Here is a 17162-nt window from a genome sequence, read left to right as displayed (position 1 = left end):
GGCATGGCGCGAGCGCGCTCGCCTTGGGGATCACGAACCGTTCCCTTGAGGATCAAGAGACCGGGTAATGGGTTACGTCGCTGTCAAAACCGCCCCGGCTACGTGAGTGGTAACCCGGGACCGTCCGCCGCCGGCGCTCGACCCGTTCCACCTCGCTGCCGCGCACCGCGCTGGTCTTAGAGGGAAACGGAAAACGCTGGAATTCCCAAACCTTGAGAGTTCCGGCGCTGCACCGGGAGGCTGAATGCGACACAACCGAAAATATCGGCCGTCAGCATTCCGTACATACGAGGAATGAGCCACCGGTGCAAGGGAGCGTCGCACGGCGGTCACAGTCGGCGAGTTTCGCGTTTCCGTCATTAAGGAGCGATTAACCCTGTGGTTCTATTGCGTTAAGAGGGCAGCTCGGAGGCACGGAATCGGTGGCGAGCCGCACAAATCAACGGGTTTTGCTGGGGTGCGCGCTGTTGTGCGCTGCGGCGTTGCCGTGCACTGATTCCTCGCGCCTGAGCGCGGCCGAAAGCCAGCCGCAACCCGCTGTTGCGGCCGCGAATTTTCCGATCGCCTCGGCCGCCAGGCTGGCCGGCGACGGCAAGCAGACCCGCTTCATTCTCGACCTCGACCAGGCCGTCACCTTCCGTGCCGTCACGCTGGCCGACCCTTACCGGGTCGTCGTCGACGTGCCGCAGGTCAATTTTCGGCTGCCCGCAGGCACGGGAACCGGGGGACGCGGGCTGGTCAAGGCCTTCCGCTACGGGCTTGTCATGCCCGGCGGCTCGCGAATCGTGTTCGACCTGACGGGACCGGCCAGGATCGCCAAATCCTATGTGCTCGAGGCGGCCAACGACCAGCCGGCCCGCCTGGTGCTGGAGCTGGAGGAGGTCGATCGGGCCGCCTTCGTGCAGGCGCTCGCGCCCCAAAACCGCCCCGAGCTGCGGCCGACGATCGCCGAGGCGCAGCCTGCTACAGCGCCCGCGACCACAGCGCCGGACGCAGCGCAGCAGAAGGCCGATGGCCGCCCGGTGGTCGTGATCGATCCTGGCCATGGCGGCATCGACAACGGCACGCAGTCGAGCGGCGAGAGCGAGAAGAACCTGGTCCTGGCCTTCGGGTTAGCGCTCCGCGATAAGCTGGAGAAGGCCGGCAAGTACCGCGTGGTGATGACGCGGGACGACGACACCTTCATTCCCCTCAATGACCGGACCAAGATCGCGCGCAACCTCAAGGCCGCCTTGTTCGTCTCGATTCATGCCGATGCGCTGCCGCGTGCCGAGGGCGATGCGCAGGGCGCCACCATCTACACGCTGTCCGACAAGGCTTCCGACGCCGAAGCCCAGCGCCTGGCGGATGCGGAAAACCGAGCCGATGCGATCGCGGGCTTCAACCTTGCGGAGGAGCCGACCGACGTCGCCGATATCCTGATCGACCTCACGCAGCGGGAAACCCGCACTTTTTCAAATCGTTTCGCCCGTCTCCTGATGGGAGAAATGAAGTCGACGGTACGAATGCACAAGCATCCCCTGAAGTCCGCCGGCTTCCGGGTCCTGAAGGCGCCTGACGTGCCCTCGGTGCTGGTCGAGATCGGCTACGTCTCCAACAAGGGCGACCTCGAGCATCTGATCTCCGAGGGCTGGCGGTCCCGTGCCGTGGGCTCCATGGCGCAGGCGATCGACGGGTTTCTGGCCAAACGGATGGCCACGGCGGGATCGTCGAATTAACGATCCCGGGGGGATCGTCAATTGACGACCCGGGGATCGTCAAATTGACGACCCGGGGATCGTCGAATTGAGGACCCGGGGGGCTTCGAGCTGAAACGGTTTTTCCGTCCCGCCGCAAAAGCCCTAGTTTGGCCACAGCGGGCGCTTTATAAAAACGCCGCAGGGGGTTCCGGAATCGGCGAGAATCCCATTCGGCAAGCGTCTTAAGTCCGGCACTGATGGTATTGTGTAGGCCGGCGAATTCGCGACGTGAGGTTGGCGCCAGTCTGGGGTGCCAGAGGACCGATACTGGGCTTTTACTGGGCTGATCCAGAATTTTGAACGGATAAACACATAATGCGCTTGCTGGTGCGGTTCATGGGCTTCCTGTTCGCCGCGGGAACGGTGGTGTTCCTTGTCGGTGTCGGGGCCGTGGCAGGCCTGATCTGGCATTTCTCCAAGGACTTGCCGGACTACTCTCAGCTCCAGGATTACGAGCCACCGGTGATGACCCGCGTGCACGCGGTCGATGGTTCGCTGGTCGGCGAATATGCCAAGGAGCGGCGGCTGTATCTGCCGATCCAGGCCGTGCCCAAGCTCGTGATCAACGCCTTCCTGGCGGCCGAAGACAAGAATTTCTACGAGCATGGCGGCATCGACTACACCGGCATGGCGCGCGCAGGCCTGCTCTACATCCAGAACTACGGCTCGAACCGGCGTCCGCAGGGCGCCTCCACGATCACCCAGCAGGTTGCCAAGAACTTCCTCCTCACCAACGAGGTCTCCTTCGCACGCAAGATCAAGGAAGCCTTGCTGGCGATGCGAATTGAGAAGACCTACTCGAAGGACAAGATCCTCGAGCTGTATCTGAACGAGATCTATCTCGGTCTCGGCGCCTACGGCATCGCGGCGGCCTCGCTGGTCTATTTCGACAAATCCGTGAACGAGCTGACGGTGGCTGAAGCGTCCTATCTGGCTGCGCTGCCGAAAATGCCCGCGACCCTGCATCCCGTCCGTAACCGCGACCGCGCCATCGAGCGCCGCAACTATGTGATCGATCGCCTCTTGGAGAACGGCTGGATCAAGCAGGCCGACGCCGACAAGGCGCGCAAGGAGCCGCTCGCCGTCACCAGCCGGTCCAACGGAGCCCACACCTTCGCCGGCGAATATTTCGCCGAGGAAGTTCGCCGCGACATCTTCGAGCGCTATGGCGAGAAGAAGCTGTATGAAGGCGGCCTCTCGGTCCGCACCACGCTGGATCCGAAGATCCAGGTGATGGCGCGCAAGGCCATGGTCACGGGCCTCGTGAACTATGACGAGCAGCAGGGCTATCGCGGCGCCATCAGCAAGCTCGATGTTTCCGGCGATTGGGGGGTGAAGCTCGCCGAGATCAAATCGCTTTCCGACATCTCGCCATGGCGCATGGCGGTGGTGCTGGAGACCAGCGACCAGTCGGCGCGCATCGGCTTCCAGCCGAGCCGCGAGCTCGGCGGCGCGATCAGCAAGCAGCGCGAGACCGGCATCGTCACGGTCGACGGCGTCAAGTGGGCGCGGGCTGCGCAGGGCGGAAGCAGGGGCAAGACGCCGACGGCAGTGTCGCAGGTGCTCCAGCCCGGCGACGTGATCTATGCCGATCCGCTCTACAAGGACGGCCAGCCGGTCGAGGGCCAGTACCGGCTGCGCCAGATCCCCGAAGTCTCCGGCGCGATGGTGGTGATGGATCCCTGGACCGGCCGCGTGCTCGCAATGGTCGGCGGCTTCTCGTTCGATCAGAGCCAGTTCAATCGCGCCACGCAGGCCTACCGGCAGCCGGGCTCGTCGTTCAAGCCGATCGTGTATTCGGCCGCGCTCGACAACGGCTACACGCCCTCGACCGTCGTGCTCGATGCTCCCATCGAAATCGATCAGGGGCAGGGCGCCGGCGTGTGGCGGCCCGAAAACTTCTCCTCGGGCAAGTTCCAGGGACCGGTGACGCTGCGCAACGCGCTGCGCCAATCCCTCAACACGGTGACGGTGCGCCTCGCGCAGGACATCGGCATGCCGCTGATCGGCGAATATGCCCGCCGTTTCGGTGTCTATGACGAACTGCCGAACTATCTCTCCTACGCACTCGGCGCCGGCGAGACCACGGCGATGCGCATGGTCACGGCTTACTCGATGCTCGCCAATGGCGGCCGCCGCGTGAAGCCGACCCTGATCGACCGGATCCAGGACCGCTACGGCCACACCATCTTCAAGCACGACCAGCGCGAATGTCGCGGCTGCGATGCGCCCGGCGGCTGGAAGAACCAGGCCGAGCCGCAGCTGATTGATCGCCGCGAGCAGGTGCTGGACTCCATGACCGCCTACCAGATCACCGAGTTGATGGAAGGCGTGGTCCAGGCCGGCACCGCGACTGTGGTCAAGGAGGTCGGCAAGCCGATCGCCGGCAAGACCGGCACCACCAACGAGGCCAAGGACGCGTGGTTCGTCGGCTTCTCGCCTGACGTCGCCGTCGCCATCTATATGGGCTACGACAAGCCGCGTCCGTTGGGTAAGGGCAATGCCGCCACCGGTGGCCATCTGGCAGCTCCGATCGCGCGCGATTTCCTCAAGCTTGCACTCGCCGACAAGCCCGCGGTTCCGTTCAAGGTGCCGGCCGGCATCAAGCTGGTGCGCGTTGTCGCCAAGACCGGCATGCGCGCCGGTCCGGGTGAGACCGGCGGAACCATCCTCGAAGCCTTCAAGCCGGGCACCGCGCCGCCGGACAATTATTCGGTCATCGGTGTCGCCGACGCCGACGGTCGCATGCCGGCCTCGCAGCAGCAGCAGCCGGATTCCGGCTTTTTCATGCGGCCGGGCACCGGCGGACTGTATTAAGGCTCAGGACAAGACCGACCTTTGTCGCGGCGGCGGTTGCGCTTTGCAGCCGCCGCCGCTACATCCCAACTGCACGATGATGCGTCATCGACCATGGATTTTGTTTTGCGCATGATCTTTTCGGGAAACCGCTGCACACTTTCCCGGATCATGCGCCCGATCAGAGAACGACATGCGCGCCGAAATCGAACGGTTGGTAGAAGAGATCAAGCAGTCAGTCGGGCTGCTGAGGAGGCATCTTTGACGTCGAGAAATCGACGGCGCGCCTCGCTGAGCTGAACAAGCTCGCAGAAGATCCCAACCTCTGGAACGATCCCCAGAAGGCCCAGAAGCTGATGCAGGAGCGAACCTCGCTCGAGGATTCGCTCACCGGCATCGGCAAGGTCGAGCAGGAGCTCGAAGACGATATCGGCATGATCGAGCTCGGCGAGGCCGAGGGCGATGACGGTGTCGTGGCAGAAGCCGAAGCTGCGCTGAAGAATCTCAAGAAGGAAGTGGCGCGGCGCGAGCTCGAGGCGCTGCTCTCGGGCGAGGCCGATCGGTTCGATTCCTATCTCGAGGTTCATGCCGGCGCCGGCGGCACCGAGAGCCAGGACTGGGCGCAGATGCTCTTGCGCATGTACACCCGCTGGGCCGAGAACCACGGCTTCAAGGTCGAGTACCTCGAAGAGTCCGAGGGCGAAGAAGCCGGCATCAAGTCGGCGACCATCCAGATCTCCGGCCACAACGCCTATGGCTGGCTGAAGACCGAAGCGGGGGTGCATCGCCTGGTCCGCATCTCGCCGTTCGATTCCAACGCGCGTCGGCACACCTCGTTCTCGAGCGTGCAGGTGTTCCCGGTCATCGACGACAGCATCAAGATCGACATCAAGGAATCCGACGTCCGCACCGACACCATGCGTTCGGGCGGCGCCGGCGGCCAGCACGTCAACAAGACCGAATCCGCGGTGCGCCTCACGCATATCCCGACCGGCGTCGCGGTGGTCTGCCAGGCCGGCCGCTCCCAGCACAAGAACCGGGCGCAGGCCTGGGACATGCTGCGTGCGCGCCTTTACGAGATCGAGCTGAAGAAGCGCGAGGAGAAAGCCGCCGCCGACCAGGCCGCCAAGACCGACATCGGCTGGGGCCATCAGATCCGCTCCTACGTGCTGCAGCCCTATCAGATGGTGAAGGATCTGCGCACAGGCGTGCAGACCTCCGACACTGCTGGCGTGCTCAACGGGGAGCTCGACGACTTCATGGCCGCGACCCTGGCGCAACGCGCCTTCGGCACCACTGCCGGCGATGTCGAGGACGTGGACTGAGCATGCCCCGCGTCGCCTTCATCGGATTGGGGCGAATGGGCCACGGCATGGCCGGCCGTTATCTCGATGCCGGCTTCACGGTGACGCTGTGGAATCGCAGCAGGGCGAAGGCCGAAGATCTGATCGCGCGCGGTGCGCTATGGGCGACCTCGCCCGAGGACGCCGCGATCGACGCCGATGCGGTCGTGACCATGGTCGCCGACGACGAGGCCTCACGCGCGGTCTGGCTCGGGCCGAAGGGCGCCGCCAAGACCGCGAAAGCCGGCACCATCGCGATCGAATGCTCGACCGTCTCCTATGACCACGCCCGCGCGATGGGCCGCGAGCTCAACGCGCGCGGGCTGATCTATATCGATTGTCCCGTGACAGGGTTGCCCGACGCGGCGGCGGCCGGGAAACTGACGCTGCTGGTCGGCGCCGACGCCGCCGATCTCGAACGCGCGCGGCCCTATCTCGAGCCGATCGGCGCGACCATCCGTCATTTCGGCGCCGTCGGCTCCGGCACGGTCTACAAGCTCATCAACAATCTGATGGGCGCGATCCAGATCGCCGGCCTCGCCGAGGGCCTTGCGATCGCCGAGCAGGCCGGGCTCGACATGAACCTCGTGCTGGAATCGATCCAGGCCGGCGTCGCCGCAAGCCCGCAGGTCATGCGTCATTCCAAGCGCATGGTCGCCCGCGATTTCAGCGGCGCGACCTTCACCGCAGCACTGCGGCACAAGGATGCCGCCTACGCCGTGAAGCTCGCCGAGAGCCTGTTGGCGGACAACCCGCTGGTCTCGCGCGCTGCCGTCGAGGCTTACGCGCAGGCGAGGGCCGCGATGCCGGATGACGACGAAGGCAAGATGATCGAGCTGGTGTCGCGGCCGAAGAAGCCGTCCTCGTAGATGCATTGACATGGGGCAGTCTCGATCGCCTCATTCATTCCGAACATCGGTTCTGTAAACCTGTAGTTCATCGGAATTCGGGTGGCGCCGTCGATCGTGCCGCCTTAGGCGGACAGACTTGGCTGTCTAGGCGAAACGCATGCCCCCGAATGACAACAGGATCGACGCGCGAGGCTGGTCGCTGCTCGCCGTGCTCTCAATTCTCTGGGGTGGCTCGTTCTTCTTCAACGGAGCTGCCTTGCGGGACTTGCCGCCGCTGACGCTGGTGCTTCTTCGCGTTGTGCTCGGCGCAGCCATTCTGCTGCCGCTGCTTCGTGCGCAGAGGATCAGCCTGCCCAAGGGGATGACGGGCTGGAGGCCGTTCGTCTTGATCGGGCTGCTCAACAACGTCATCCCGTTCTCGCTGATCGTGATCGGCCAGACCTTCATCCCGAGCGGACTCGCGTCGATCCTCAATGCCACCACGCCGCTGTTCACGGTCATCGTCATGGCCGCCGCTGGCGAGGAGGCCTTGCAGATGCGGCGCCTTGCCGGTGTGGCGCTGGGTGTTCTCGGCGTCGTCATCCTGCGCGGATGGGGCATCGAGACGAGGCCGGGGCAGGGGCTAGGCATCCTGCTCTGCCTTGGCGGGGCACTGAGCTATGGCTTTGCGGCGCTGGCGGCGCGGCGACTGCTGAAGGACGCAGCCCCGCTGGGCACGGCGACGTTTCAGCTGATGGCGTCGACGGTGATGATGGCGGTCGTCGCCGGCGCGGTGGAGCAGCCATGGCGCCTTGCAGCGCCCGGCGTGGCGACGTGGCTCGCAGTGCTCGGCCTCGCCGCTCTGTCGACGGCGCTCGCCTATATCGTCTTCTTTCAGATCATTCGGCGCTCGGGCGCGAGCAATGTCATGCTGGTGACGCTGCTCATTCCCGTCACCGCCATCCTGCTGGGCTGGCTGGTGCTGGGCGAGTCGATCTCGACGCGCGAGATTGCAGGAGCCATCGTCGTCGGCAGTGCGCTGCTCGTGATCGACGGGCGCGCTTTGCATCTGCTGCGGCGCGGCGTGTAGTTCCTTTCCGCCGTTTCACCGCGCGGAAAATCGTGATGCTTGCCAGCCGGCATCCTCCTTGCGACACTCCAGCAAAACAAGACTACAAACAGGGGAGAGACCAATGCCGGGTCGTCGCAAGAATCTCGCTGCCCTCGCCATGCTTGTTGCCGGAGCGCTCGCCTCGCTACCGGCTTTGGCGCAGAAGAAATATGACCCCGGCGCCAGCGACACCGAGATCAAGATCGGCAACATCATGCCCTATAGCGGGCCGGCGTCCTCCTATGGCGTGATCGGCAAGACCGAGGCGGCCTATTTCAAGATGATCAACGACCAGGGCGGCATCAACGGACGCAGGATCAACTTCATCAGCTATGACGATGCCTATTCGCCACCGAAGGCGATCGAGCAGGCGCGCAAGCTGGTCGAGAGCGACGAGGTGCTGCTGATCTTCCAGGCGCTCGGCACGCCCTCGAACTCCGCGATCATGAAATACATGAATGCCAAGAAGGTGCCGCAGCTCTTCGTCGCCTCCGGCGGCACCAAGTTCGGTGATCCCAAGAACTTCCCCTGGACCATGGGCTTTCAGCCCAACTACCAGAGCGAGGGCAGGATCTACGCAAAGTACATTCGCGACAATTTTCCGAACGGCAAGATCGCGGTGTTCTGGCAAAACGACGACGCTGGCAAGGATCAGTTCAAGGGCCTGAAAGACGGGCTCGGCGATAGGGCGAGCATGATCATCGCGGACAAATCCTACGAGGTCAGCGATCCCTCGATCGACTCGCAGATCGTGGCCTTGCACGATTCCGGCGCCGACATCTTCTTCTCATGGGCGGCGCCGAAAGGCTCGGCGCAGGCGATCCGGAAAGTCGGCGAGCTCGGCTGGAAGCCGAAGTTCTTCTTGGCCAACACCGCGACCTCGGTCGCCTCGGTGCTCAAGCCCGCCGGGCTCGAATATTCCAAAGACATCATTTCGACGGCCTATCTGAAGGACCCCACCGACCCGACCTGGGACAAGGATCCCGCCGTGGTGCAATGGCGCGCGTTCATGGACAAATATTACCCCGACGGCGACCAGGCCAATGCCAACAACATCTACGGCTATGTGCAGGCCGAAGCCATGGCGCAGGTGCTGAGGCAGTGCGGCGACAACCTAACGCGCGAGAACGTGATGAAGCAGGCGGCCAATCTGAAGAACTTCCACACCGACCTGATGCTGCCGGGCATCATGGTCAACACCTCGGCGGACGATTATTTCCCGATCGAGCAGATGCAGCTGATGCGCTTCAACGGGCAGGCCTGGGAGCTGTTCGGTGACTTCATCACCGGCGAGGTCGGCCACGAGCGCAGCCAATAGTCACGGCTGAAGATTGAAGCTCAGCCCGCGCTGAGCCGCACGCCGGCGCGCAGGAATTTCTGCGGATCGACCGCTTCGCCCTCGATGCGGGTCTCGTAATGCAGATGCGGACCGGTGGAGCGGCCGGTCGAGCCGACCAGGCCGACGACCTGGCCGATCTTCACGAACTCGCCGACCTTGACACTGATCTCGGAGAGATGGCCGTAGCGGGTCGAAAGCCCGTTGCCGTGGTCGACCTCGACCATGCGGCCGTAACCGCCGGACCAGCCGGCGGAAACCACCTTGCCGTTGGCCGTGACGCGAACCGGATCGCCGGTGGCGGCGCGGAAGTCGAGCCCGGTATGCATCGCGGGCCGGCCCAGGAAGGGATCGCTGCGCACGCCGAAGCCGGAGGTGAACTCGACCTCGCCGATGACGGGCTTGCGGTAGGGCACCAGCGCCAGCGTGCGGTTGAGACGGTCCATCTCGGCGCGGGTGACGTTGATGCGATTGAGCTGCTTCTCGAACGGCCCGGCATTGGCGCTCAGCTTGACGGGAACGAACGGCCCACCCATTGCGCTGCGCGGCACGGCGGCTTCGAGATTGGCGAGATTGAGACCGAGATCGCTGACCACACCGCGCATCCGGCGCATGCGCGAATCCATGCTTTCCTCGACAGCGCTGAGCGTTGCCATCTGACGACGCTCGACCTGGTCAAGCGAGTTTGTGAGCCGGACCAGGACGTTGTCAAAACCCTGGTGCTTGGCGAATTGGTTGGTCGGCGGCGCCGCGACGGCCGGCGCGCGGGATTCCAGGCGTGCCTCACGATCCGGCGGTGCCACGAAGATGACGGTGTCGCTGATCGGCGAGGGTTTTGGCGTGACCTGGCTGGCATCACCGCGCTGGGGGGCCGCGCGCGGAATCGAGCCGGTTACGTCGGGCATGGCCCCGAGCGCCGTCGCCCGGGACTCCAGCGCCGTCTGGCGCTTCATGATCTGGTCGAGCTTCTGGTCGAACTGTTCCTGGTCGAGCAACTGGCGGCTGGTGGTGCGGTCGACCCTGGCACGCAGCTCGGCGATACGATCCTCATAGGCGTATTGCATCTCGGCCTGGCGGGCGATCAGCCGGGTCAGGACGTCATCACGGAACGCAAAATAGGTAGCGGTCGCCGCCGACCAGAGACCGAGCAGCACCACCGTTCCGACCACGATCCAGAACACCACCGGCCCGAAGCGGACCTGCTTGCCGGCATGGACGATGGTGTAGGCGTCGTCGGTCGGGGGAAGGGGGATCGCCGCGGCGACCGCGGCGGTGGGACGGCGTTGGAAGGACCGTCCGTGGTCGTGAGGATGATGTTGGGGGTACTGCGAGTATTGGGCAGAACTTTTCGACATCGGCACTCCCGCGCCGGTCGGATGAGTCCGTACGGCCCTAATTGCCGCAGCAATCTGGGCCGGTCATGGTTAATTTTCCGGAAACGGGAACGGGCGAATTTAAAGGGCTGGTTAAAGGCTTCTTGCCGCTTCCAGCACGGCATCGGCATGGCCGTCGACCCGGACATTGCGCCAGACCTTGGCCACCTTCCCATCCGCCCCGACCAGGACCGTGGTGCGAAGAATTCCGAGGAAGGTCTTGCCATACATGGACTTTTCGCCCCAGGCGCCATAGGCTTCCAGCATCTTGTGTTGCTCGTCCGAGATGAGGGGGACGGTCAGGCCATGCTTGTCGCGGAACTTCTCCTGGGCCTTTAACGAATCGGCGGAAATCCCGAGAACGGCGGTCCCGGCAGCCGCAAAGTCGCCGGCGAGGCGGGTGAAGTCGACCGCCTCCCTCGTGCAGCCGGGCGTGTCGGCGCGGGGATAGAAGAACAGGACGAGCTTTTGGCCGGCAAAGTCCGCCAATGTGACCACGTCGCCGCCGTCGCGGGGCAGGCGGAAGGCGGGGGCCTTGTGGCCCTCGGCCAGGGCGGACTTCGCCGCCGCGGGGGTGGATGCAGATTTGGAGGAATTTAACTGTTTCGATGCGGCCTTGTGTGATCCTGCTTGAGCCGAGGTCCCGGCTGATTTGCGCGCCGGTGCCCGCGTCTTTGCGGATCCTGTTTGAGTCGCTGCCCGCGTTTTCAGGGGTTTCTTCTTAGCCGTCGGACTTCCGGAGGGTGCCTTGGACGATTTCTTTCGGGATTTCTTGGACATACGCCTTCCTTTCGACGCTTTCGGCGGGTCAACCGAAACGGTATTGCAGCTCTCGTCCGGCGTGCCGGAATCGCGCCCTCGGCTGGGCAAGTCTGACGACGCCGGAGTATGGTTACAAGGAATTCCACGCACCACCCCACTGCTCGTTGAACGCGCTCCCGGGGCGAAATGACGAACAGCAGGAATATTCGAGGTATGGCTGCAGTGCCGGCGCAGGGAGCTTCGCTTCCCGTGGATGGCTGCGGTCCCGGCGGCGCACAGTCCTATGACGGGCGCCTGTATCGAGAGGCAATGGCAAGGAATAAGTCGCCCCAGGATTACAATCGGGACTTCGATCGGCGCGGCGGTCAGCAACAACCGCAGGAATGGGACGACGCCGATTGGGATCCGGATCAGGAGGCGGCCGCGGGCCATCGCGCGCGCCGACTGTTGTCGCGTTCCAGCTCGGGCTTTCATCGCTTCGGTGACGGGTTTGGCGCGTTGCGCCGTTGGCTGGTCGCCGATCGCTGGCTGAAGCGCCTCGTCCTGGTCGTCGGCACGCTCGCCGTGATCTTCGTCGGCTGTTTCGGTGCGCTGTGGTGGCGGCTCGGCGCCGGTCCCATCAATCTCGACATCGCAACGCCGTGGCTGGCGGCCGCAATCGAGGACAATATCGGTCACGGCAATACGGTCGAGATCGGAGGCACCCAGATCGAGCGGGCCGGGCGCGTCCGCATCGCCGTCCGCATCCGCGACATCATCGTCCGCGATCGCGATCACGCTGTCGTCGCCAGCGCGCCGAAGGCCGAGGTGAAACTCTCGGGGGCGGGCCTATTGATGGGGCACCTGCGCGCCGAGAGCCTCAATCTCGTCGACGCCGAACTCGCGATCCGCATCGCGCCCGACGGCACCGTCACCGTATCCGCCGGCGACACGGCAAAGCCGCTGGCAACCGGTGTCGCCTCGAAGAAGGACGCGGGCCTGCCGCCGACATTTCCGCGCAACGGCGTCCCGCCGCCGCCATTCGCGACAGTGCCGGCGAACCAGGATCCGTCTCAAGCCGCCGCGCAGGCCGCGCCGCAGGGGACCGCACAGAGCGGCATCCTTCAGGGGCTCGACTGGCTCGACAGTCTCAGCATGACCGGCCTCGACGGCCAGAACCTCAACGAGATCGGCCTGAAGAACGGCAATCTGATCGTCGACGATCAGCAGCGCGGCAGCAAATGGTCGTTTGAGAACATCACGCTCAGCCTGCGCCGGCCGAGCCGCGGTGGCGTCACGCTCAGCCTCGGCGAGGAGGGCGCGCGCCCGTGGATGCTGCGGGCCACGATCGGACCGGCCGAGAACGGCGTCCGCTCGGTCGACATCAAGGCCGACAAGGTCTCGACCTCCAACATCCTGCTGGCGCTGCGGGTCAAGGACCTCACCTACACCGCCGACTTGCCGCTGACCGGGGAGCTCAAGGGCGAGCTCGGCCGCGACGGCGTGCCGACCTTCTTCCGTGGCAAGATTGCCATCGGCGCGGGCAATATCATCGATACCGATACGCCCGACTATCCGATGGCGATCGACCAGGCCGAGATCAATGTCGAGTGGGACGCCAATCGGCGGGTGCTGGTTGCGCCGTTCAAGGTGCTGTCGGGCGCGAACCGCCTGACGCTTCTGGCCCATCTCGAGCCGCCCAACGGCACCGTCAACGACTGGCAGCTCGGCTTCAGCGGCGGCTCGATCCTGCTCGGCGGCATCGACAACGAGCCGCCGCTCGTCTTCAACCGCATCGCGATCGGCTTCCGCTTCGACACCGACCACAAGCGCTTCCTGCTGACGCAGGCCGACATCAGCAACGGCGAGATCGGCGTCGCCGGCACCGGTGCGATCGACTATTCCGGCGAGCCGCGGCTGACGCTGGGCTTTGCGGGAACGCCGATGTCGGCCTCGGCGCTGAAGCGGATGTGGCCGACATTGGTCGTTCCCGAATTGCGCGAATGGGTGATCGAGCGGATCGAGCGCGGCACGCTTCAGCGCATCGAGATCGGCATCAACTCGCCGGTGAAAAACCTTCCGCGCAAGGGACCGCCGATTCCGGACGACGGCCTGTCGGTGAACATCGTGGCGAGCGGCGTCGCGGTGCGTCCCGTGGACGGCATGCCCGTCGTGCACGATGCCGACCTGAAAGCGCGCGTGACCGGCCGCACCGCGACCGTGAACATCGGGCAGGGCATTGCCGATACGCCCGCCGGGCGCAAGATCACGATCTCCGACTTTAGCTTCGAGGTGCCGGATATGGCGCCCAAGCCGTCGCCGTCGCGCACGAGGTTTCGCGTCGAGGGACCGGTGCCCGCGGCGGCCGAGATGCTGGCCAATGATCGCCTGAGCGATTTGTCGTCGACGGTCGTCGATCCCAACACCAGCAAGGGGACCTTCTCGGCCAACATCCAGCTCGGCATGCCGGTCAAGGGCGAGCTGACCAAGGCTGACACCACCTACGCCGTTACCGCCGATCTCAACGGTTTTGCCGCCGACAAGCTGGTGATGAATCAGAAGCTGGAAGCCAACAACCTCAAGATATCAGCCAACAACCAGGGCTACCAGGTCAAGGGCGACGTCAAGATCAATGGGCAGGCGGCTTCGCTCGACTACCGCAAGCTGACCGAAGGCGACGCGGATGTCAGGCTGCAGGCGACGCTGGACGATGCGAGCCGGGCGCGCCTGGGATTCGATCTGAGCCCAGCCGTCAGCGGATCGTTGCCGATCAAGCTGTCAGGCAAGATCGCCGGCGGTCCCGACCAGACCACGAAGCTCGGCGTCGAGGCCGATCTGACCTCGGTGCGGCTCGACAACATTCTGCCCGGCTGGGTCAAGCTGTCGGGCAAACCGGGCAAGGCCAGCTTCAAGGTCGTTCCGACGGCGCAATCGACGCGTTTCGAGGACATCGTCATCGAAGGCAGCGGCGCCTCGATCAAGGGCTCGCTCGAGATCGACGCGAACGGCGACCTGATGAATGCGAGCTTCCCGGCCTATTCGCCGTCCGACGGCGACAAGGCTTCGCTGAAGGTGGAGCGCAGCCAGGACGGCGTGGTCAAGGGCACGATGCGCGGCGACGTGTTCGATGGCCGCGGGTTCCTGAAATCGGCGATCTCGGGCAATTCCAAGGACGACAAGAGCAAGATCAAGAACGTTGATTTCGATATCGACCTGAAGCTCGGCGCCGTCATGGGTTTCAACGGCGAGGCCATGCGCAGCGTCGATGCCAAGGTGTCGAAACGCAATGGCGCCATCAAGGCCTTCACGCTGAGCGGCAGGATCGGCAAGGACACGCCGGTGGCCGCCGATCTGCGCGGTGGCCGTGCGCAGGGCAATCGCGAGGTGATCTATCTCCAGACCAACGATGCCGGCGCGCTGCTGCGCTTCACCGACACCTACACCAAGGCGGTCGGCGGCCAGATGGTGGTGGCGATGGAGCCGCCGACCTCCGAGCCGAACACGGTGCGCGAAGGCCTCATCAACGTGCGCGATTTCACCGTGAAGGGCGAGGCGCAGCTCGAGCGGGTGGCCGCCGGCGCGCCCAATGGCACCGGCAACGGCGTCTCCTTCAGCGCGTTGCGGGCCGAGTTCACCCGCCAGAATGGCGCGTTGACGATCCGCGACGGCGTGGTCAAGGGCCCGATGATCGGCGCGACCATCGAGGGTTCGATCGACTATCCCGGCAACCAGGTCTGCATGAGCGGCACCTTCGTGCCGATGTACGGCGTCAACAACATCTTCGGCCAGATCCCGTTGTTCGGCATCTTTCTCGGCGGCGGCAACAATGAAGGGTTGATCGGCGTGACCTATGAGGTGGTCGGCACGCCGGCGGCACCCGTGATGCGCGTCAATCCAATCTCGGCGATGGCCCCCGGCCTGTTCCGCAAGATCTTCGAGTTCAACACCGGCAAGCAGAACTCGCCCTTCGAGGAATTCCCGTCGCAGTCGAATGACGGTTCGACCGGCGCGACGCGTCAGCTCTCCAGCGGCTGCAGCCTCGCGCGGCGCTAGGAGCGGGGCTCAAGCGCCCCGCCCGGCATCGCGCTGTGAGCCTTTACCGCCTGTAGCCTACGCCGCGCGCACGCCCTTCAGGAATGTGCCGACTTCGCCGGAGAGCTGCTCGGCCTGCTTGGAGAGGTTGCTGGCTGCGGCCAGCACGATGCCGGCGGCATTGCCGGTCTCGTTCGCGGCCGTGGAGACGCCGCCAATATTGGTGGTGACTTCCTTGGTCGCCTCCGCGGTCTGCGAGACGCTGCGGGCGATCTCGGCGGTGGCGGCGCCTTGCTCCTCGATCGCAGCTCCGATCGAGGTGGCGATGCGGCTGACCTCCTCGATGGTGGCGGTGATGCCGCCGATGGCGTCCACGGCTTCCTTGGTCGCGCCCTGGATCTGGGCGATCTTGTCGCCGATCTCGCGGGTGGCTTCGGCGGTCTGGCTCGCCAGCGACTTCACCTCGGAGGCGACGACGGCAAAGCCGCGGCCGGCTTCGCCGGCACGTGCAGCCTCGATGGTGGCGTTGAGTGCGAGCAGGTTGGTCTGGGCGGCGATGTTGGAGATCAGCTCGGCGACGTGCTCGATCTGCTGGGCGCCGTCCGAGAGCGCGCGCACGATGGTGTCGGTGCGGCGGGCGCTGTCGACGGCGCGGCCGGTGACTTCCGCGGACTGGGCAACCTGGCGGCTGATCTCGGTGATGGAGGAGGAAAGCTCCTCGGCGGCTGCTGCGACCGTCTGCACGCGCTGGCTGGCTTCGGTCGCGGCCGAACCGACCAATGCGGCGCGGCGGTTGGTGCCTTCGGCGGTCGAGGACATCGACTTGGCGGTGGTCTCGAGCTCACCGGAGCCGGAGGCCATCAGCCCGACGAGCTGGCCGACGGAGGCATCGAAGCGGTCGGCCAGCGCGATCAGGGCGTCGCGCTTCTCCTGCTCGGTGCGCGTCTTGGTGGCGGCCTGCTCGGCCTCCAGCGCGCGCGCCGTCAAGGATGTTTGCCTGAGCACTTCGAGGGTCTCGGCCATGCGGCCGATCTCGTCGCCGCGGTCGGTCTCCTCGACCGGCTTGTCGATGGCGCCTTCGGAAATGGCCTGCATGCGGTTCTTCTGGCGATCGAGCGCACCGAGCACGTCGCGGGCGATCAGCCAGGACAGCGCCGCCATCAGCAGCATCAGGCCGATGCCGATCGCAGCGAGCTCCAGCGTCAGTGCGCGCACGTCGGCGTCGATGTCGTCGACATAGAGGCCATAGCTGAGAGTTACGTTCCAGGGTGCAAAGTAGCGCGCGAACACCAGCTTGCGGACCGGCTCGGTCTGGCCGGGGCGGGGATAGAGATAGGAGGTGACGCCGCCCTGCGCGGTGTCGGTGCCGGCCTTGATGATGGCGTCGGCGATCAGCACGCCGTTGGAATCCTTGGCGCCGGTGATCTTGCCTTCGAGCTGTTGATTGGCGCCGTTCACGACGAGGGAGCCGTCCGGATTGTAAACCACCGGATAGCCCTGGTTGCCGTTGAAGTTCATGCGGCGACCGCGCTGGTGGAACTGGGCCTTGGCATCGGCCAGCGTCAGCTTGCCGGCGGTAACCTCGTCCTGAAGCGATTGGGCGTAATTGTAGAGCAGCTCGACGGCGGTCCGCATCTGCTGGACGCGGTCCTCCATCATCCGGCTCTTGCTGAGAACGGACGAGACGCCGATGATGGCCGTGACTGTGAGGGCCGCAAGGCAGACCATGCTGGCAAGCTTGGTGCGGATCTTCAGGTGGCTCAGCAGCTTCATCACAGCCTCTAGGGATGGTTGTTATTGCTCGCATGGGTAGCATGAAGTTCTTACCAATCATGAACGTAGGCATGCGGCGGCGTGCCGC

General features: G+C 64.9%; 10 protein-coding genes. 7 read left to right on the top strand and 3 right to left on the bottom strand.

Annotated elements, in window-relative coordinates; genetic code table 11:
• Positions 1–422: 422 nt before the first annotated feature.
• From P6U31_RS20075 to P6U31_RS20050, 6 genes are all read left to right on the top strand, one after another.
• On the top strand, positions 423–1718 hold the full coding sequence (locus tag P6U31_RS20075; protein WP_407183403.1) for an N-acetylmuramoyl-L-alanine amidase: 1296 nt from the start codon (positions 423–425) through the stop codon (positions 1716–1718).
• A 336-nt stretch (positions 1719–2054) separates the two neighbouring features.
• Positions 2055–4556 carry a penicillin-binding protein 1A gene (locus P6U31_RS20070; protein ID WP_407183402.1) on the top strand — a complete coding sequence of 834 codons (2502 nt, stop codon included), beginning with the start codon at positions 2055–2057 and terminating at the stop codon, positions 4554–4556.
• 172 nt (positions 4557–4728) lie between these two features.
• Positions 4729–5860 (top strand): peptide chain release factor 2 gene (gene prfB / locus P6U31_RS20065; RefSeq protein WP_407183401.1). Its coding sequence is split into 2 segments (ribosomal slippage): positions 4729–4797 and positions 4799–5860, totalling 1131 coding nucleotides; the frame shifts between segments, so codons are not numbered across the junction.
• Positions 5861–5862: 2 nt separating this feature from the next.
• On the top strand, positions 5863–6747 hold the full coding sequence (locus tag P6U31_RS20060) for an NAD(P)-dependent oxidoreductase (RefSeq protein ID WP_407183400.1): 885 nt from the start codon (positions 5863–5865) through the stop codon (positions 6745–6747).
• 139 nt (positions 6748–6886) lie between these two features.
• Positions 6887–7798 carry a DMT family transporter gene (locus tag P6U31_RS20055; RefSeq protein ID WP_407183399.1) on the top strand — a complete coding sequence of 304 codons (912 nt, stop codon included), beginning with the start codon at positions 6887–6889 and terminating at the stop codon, positions 7796–7798.
• Between the two features lie 103 nt (positions 7799–7901).
• Entirely contained in the window at positions 7902–9137 is a 1236-nt protein-coding gene (locus tag P6U31_RS20050; RefSeq protein ID WP_407183398.1) for an ABC transporter substrate-binding protein, read from the top strand.
• Positions 9138–9157: 20 nt separating this feature from the next.
• On the opposite strand, the gene P6U31_RS20045 is transcribed toward P6U31_RS20050, so the two are convergent.
• Together P6U31_RS20045 and P6U31_RS20040 are read right to left on the bottom strand one after the other, a co-directional pair.
• Positions 9158–10510 carry a peptidoglycan DD-metalloendopeptidase family protein gene (locus tag P6U31_RS20045; protein ID WP_407183396.1) on the bottom strand — a complete coding sequence of 451 codons (1353 nt, stop codon included), beginning with the start codon at positions 10508–10510 and terminating at the stop codon, positions 9158–9160.
• A 111-nt stretch (positions 10511–10621) separates the two neighbouring features.
• Positions 10622–11308, bottom strand: coding sequence for a peroxiredoxin (locus P6U31_RS20040; protein ID WP_407183395.1), 687 nt, complete (start codon positions 11306–11308; stop codon positions 10622–10624).
• A 195-nt stretch (positions 11309–11503) separates the two neighbouring features.
• On the opposite strand from P6U31_RS20040, the gene P6U31_RS20035 reads away from it, so the two are divergent.
• Positions 11504–15322 carry a DUF3971 domain-containing protein gene (locus P6U31_RS20035; protein ID WP_407183393.1) on the top strand — a complete coding sequence of 1273 codons (3819 nt, stop codon included), beginning with the start codon at positions 11504–11506 and terminating at the stop codon, positions 15320–15322.
• A gap of 57 nt (positions 15323–15379) precedes the next feature.
• Here the strand turns inward: P6U31_RS20035 and P6U31_RS20030 are convergent, their stop codons facing one another.
• The gene (locus P6U31_RS20030; RefSeq protein ID WP_407183392.1) at positions 15380–17074 is read right to left on the bottom strand and encodes a methyl-accepting chemotaxis protein; all 1695 of its coding nucleotides are present in this window, start codon (positions 17072–17074) and stop codon (positions 15380–15382) included.
• Between the last annotated feature and the right edge of the window lie 88 nt (positions 17075–17162).

Origin of the sequence: Bradyrhizobium centrosematis, assembly GCF_045571495.1 — a bacterium.
GTDB lineage: Bacteria > Pseudomonadota > Alphaproteobacteria > Rhizobiales > Xanthobacteraceae > Bradyrhizobium > Bradyrhizobium centrosematis.
Note: the sequence above shows the minus strand (reverse complement) of the source record. Positions and strands in the feature narration are given on the sequence as shown.

Coding starts and splice junctions, on each gene's coding strand:
- P6U31_RS20050 (WP_407183398.1), top strand. CDS start 7,902: ATGCCGGGTCGTCGCAAGAATCTCGCTGCCCTCGCCATGCTTGTTGCC.
- P6U31_RS20030 (WP_407183392.1), bottom strand. CDS start 17,074: ATGAAGCTGCTGAGCCACCTGAAGATCCGCACCAAGCTTGCCAGCATG.
- P6U31_RS20055 (WP_407183399.1), top strand. CDS start 6,887: ATGCCCCCGAATGACAACAGGATCGACGCGCGAGGCTGGTCGCTGCTC.
- P6U31_RS20035 (WP_407183393.1), top strand. CDS start 11,504: ATGGCTGCAGTGCCGGCGCAGGGAGCTTCGCTTCCCGTGGATGGCTGC.
- P6U31_RS20040 (WP_407183395.1), bottom strand. CDS start 11,308: ATGTCCAAGAAATCCCGAAAGAAATCGTCCAAGGCACCCTCCGGAAGT.
- P6U31_RS20045 (WP_407183396.1), bottom strand. CDS start 10,510: ATGTCGAAAAGTTCTGCCCAATACTCGCAGTACCCCCAACATCATCCT.
- P6U31_RS20070 (WP_407183402.1), top strand. CDS start 2,055: ATGCGCTTGCTGGTGCGGTTCATGGGCTTCCTGTTCGCCGCGGGAACG.
- P6U31_RS20060 (WP_407183400.1), top strand. CDS start 5,863: ATGCCCCGCGTCGCCTTCATCGGATTGGGGCGAATGGGCCACGGCATG.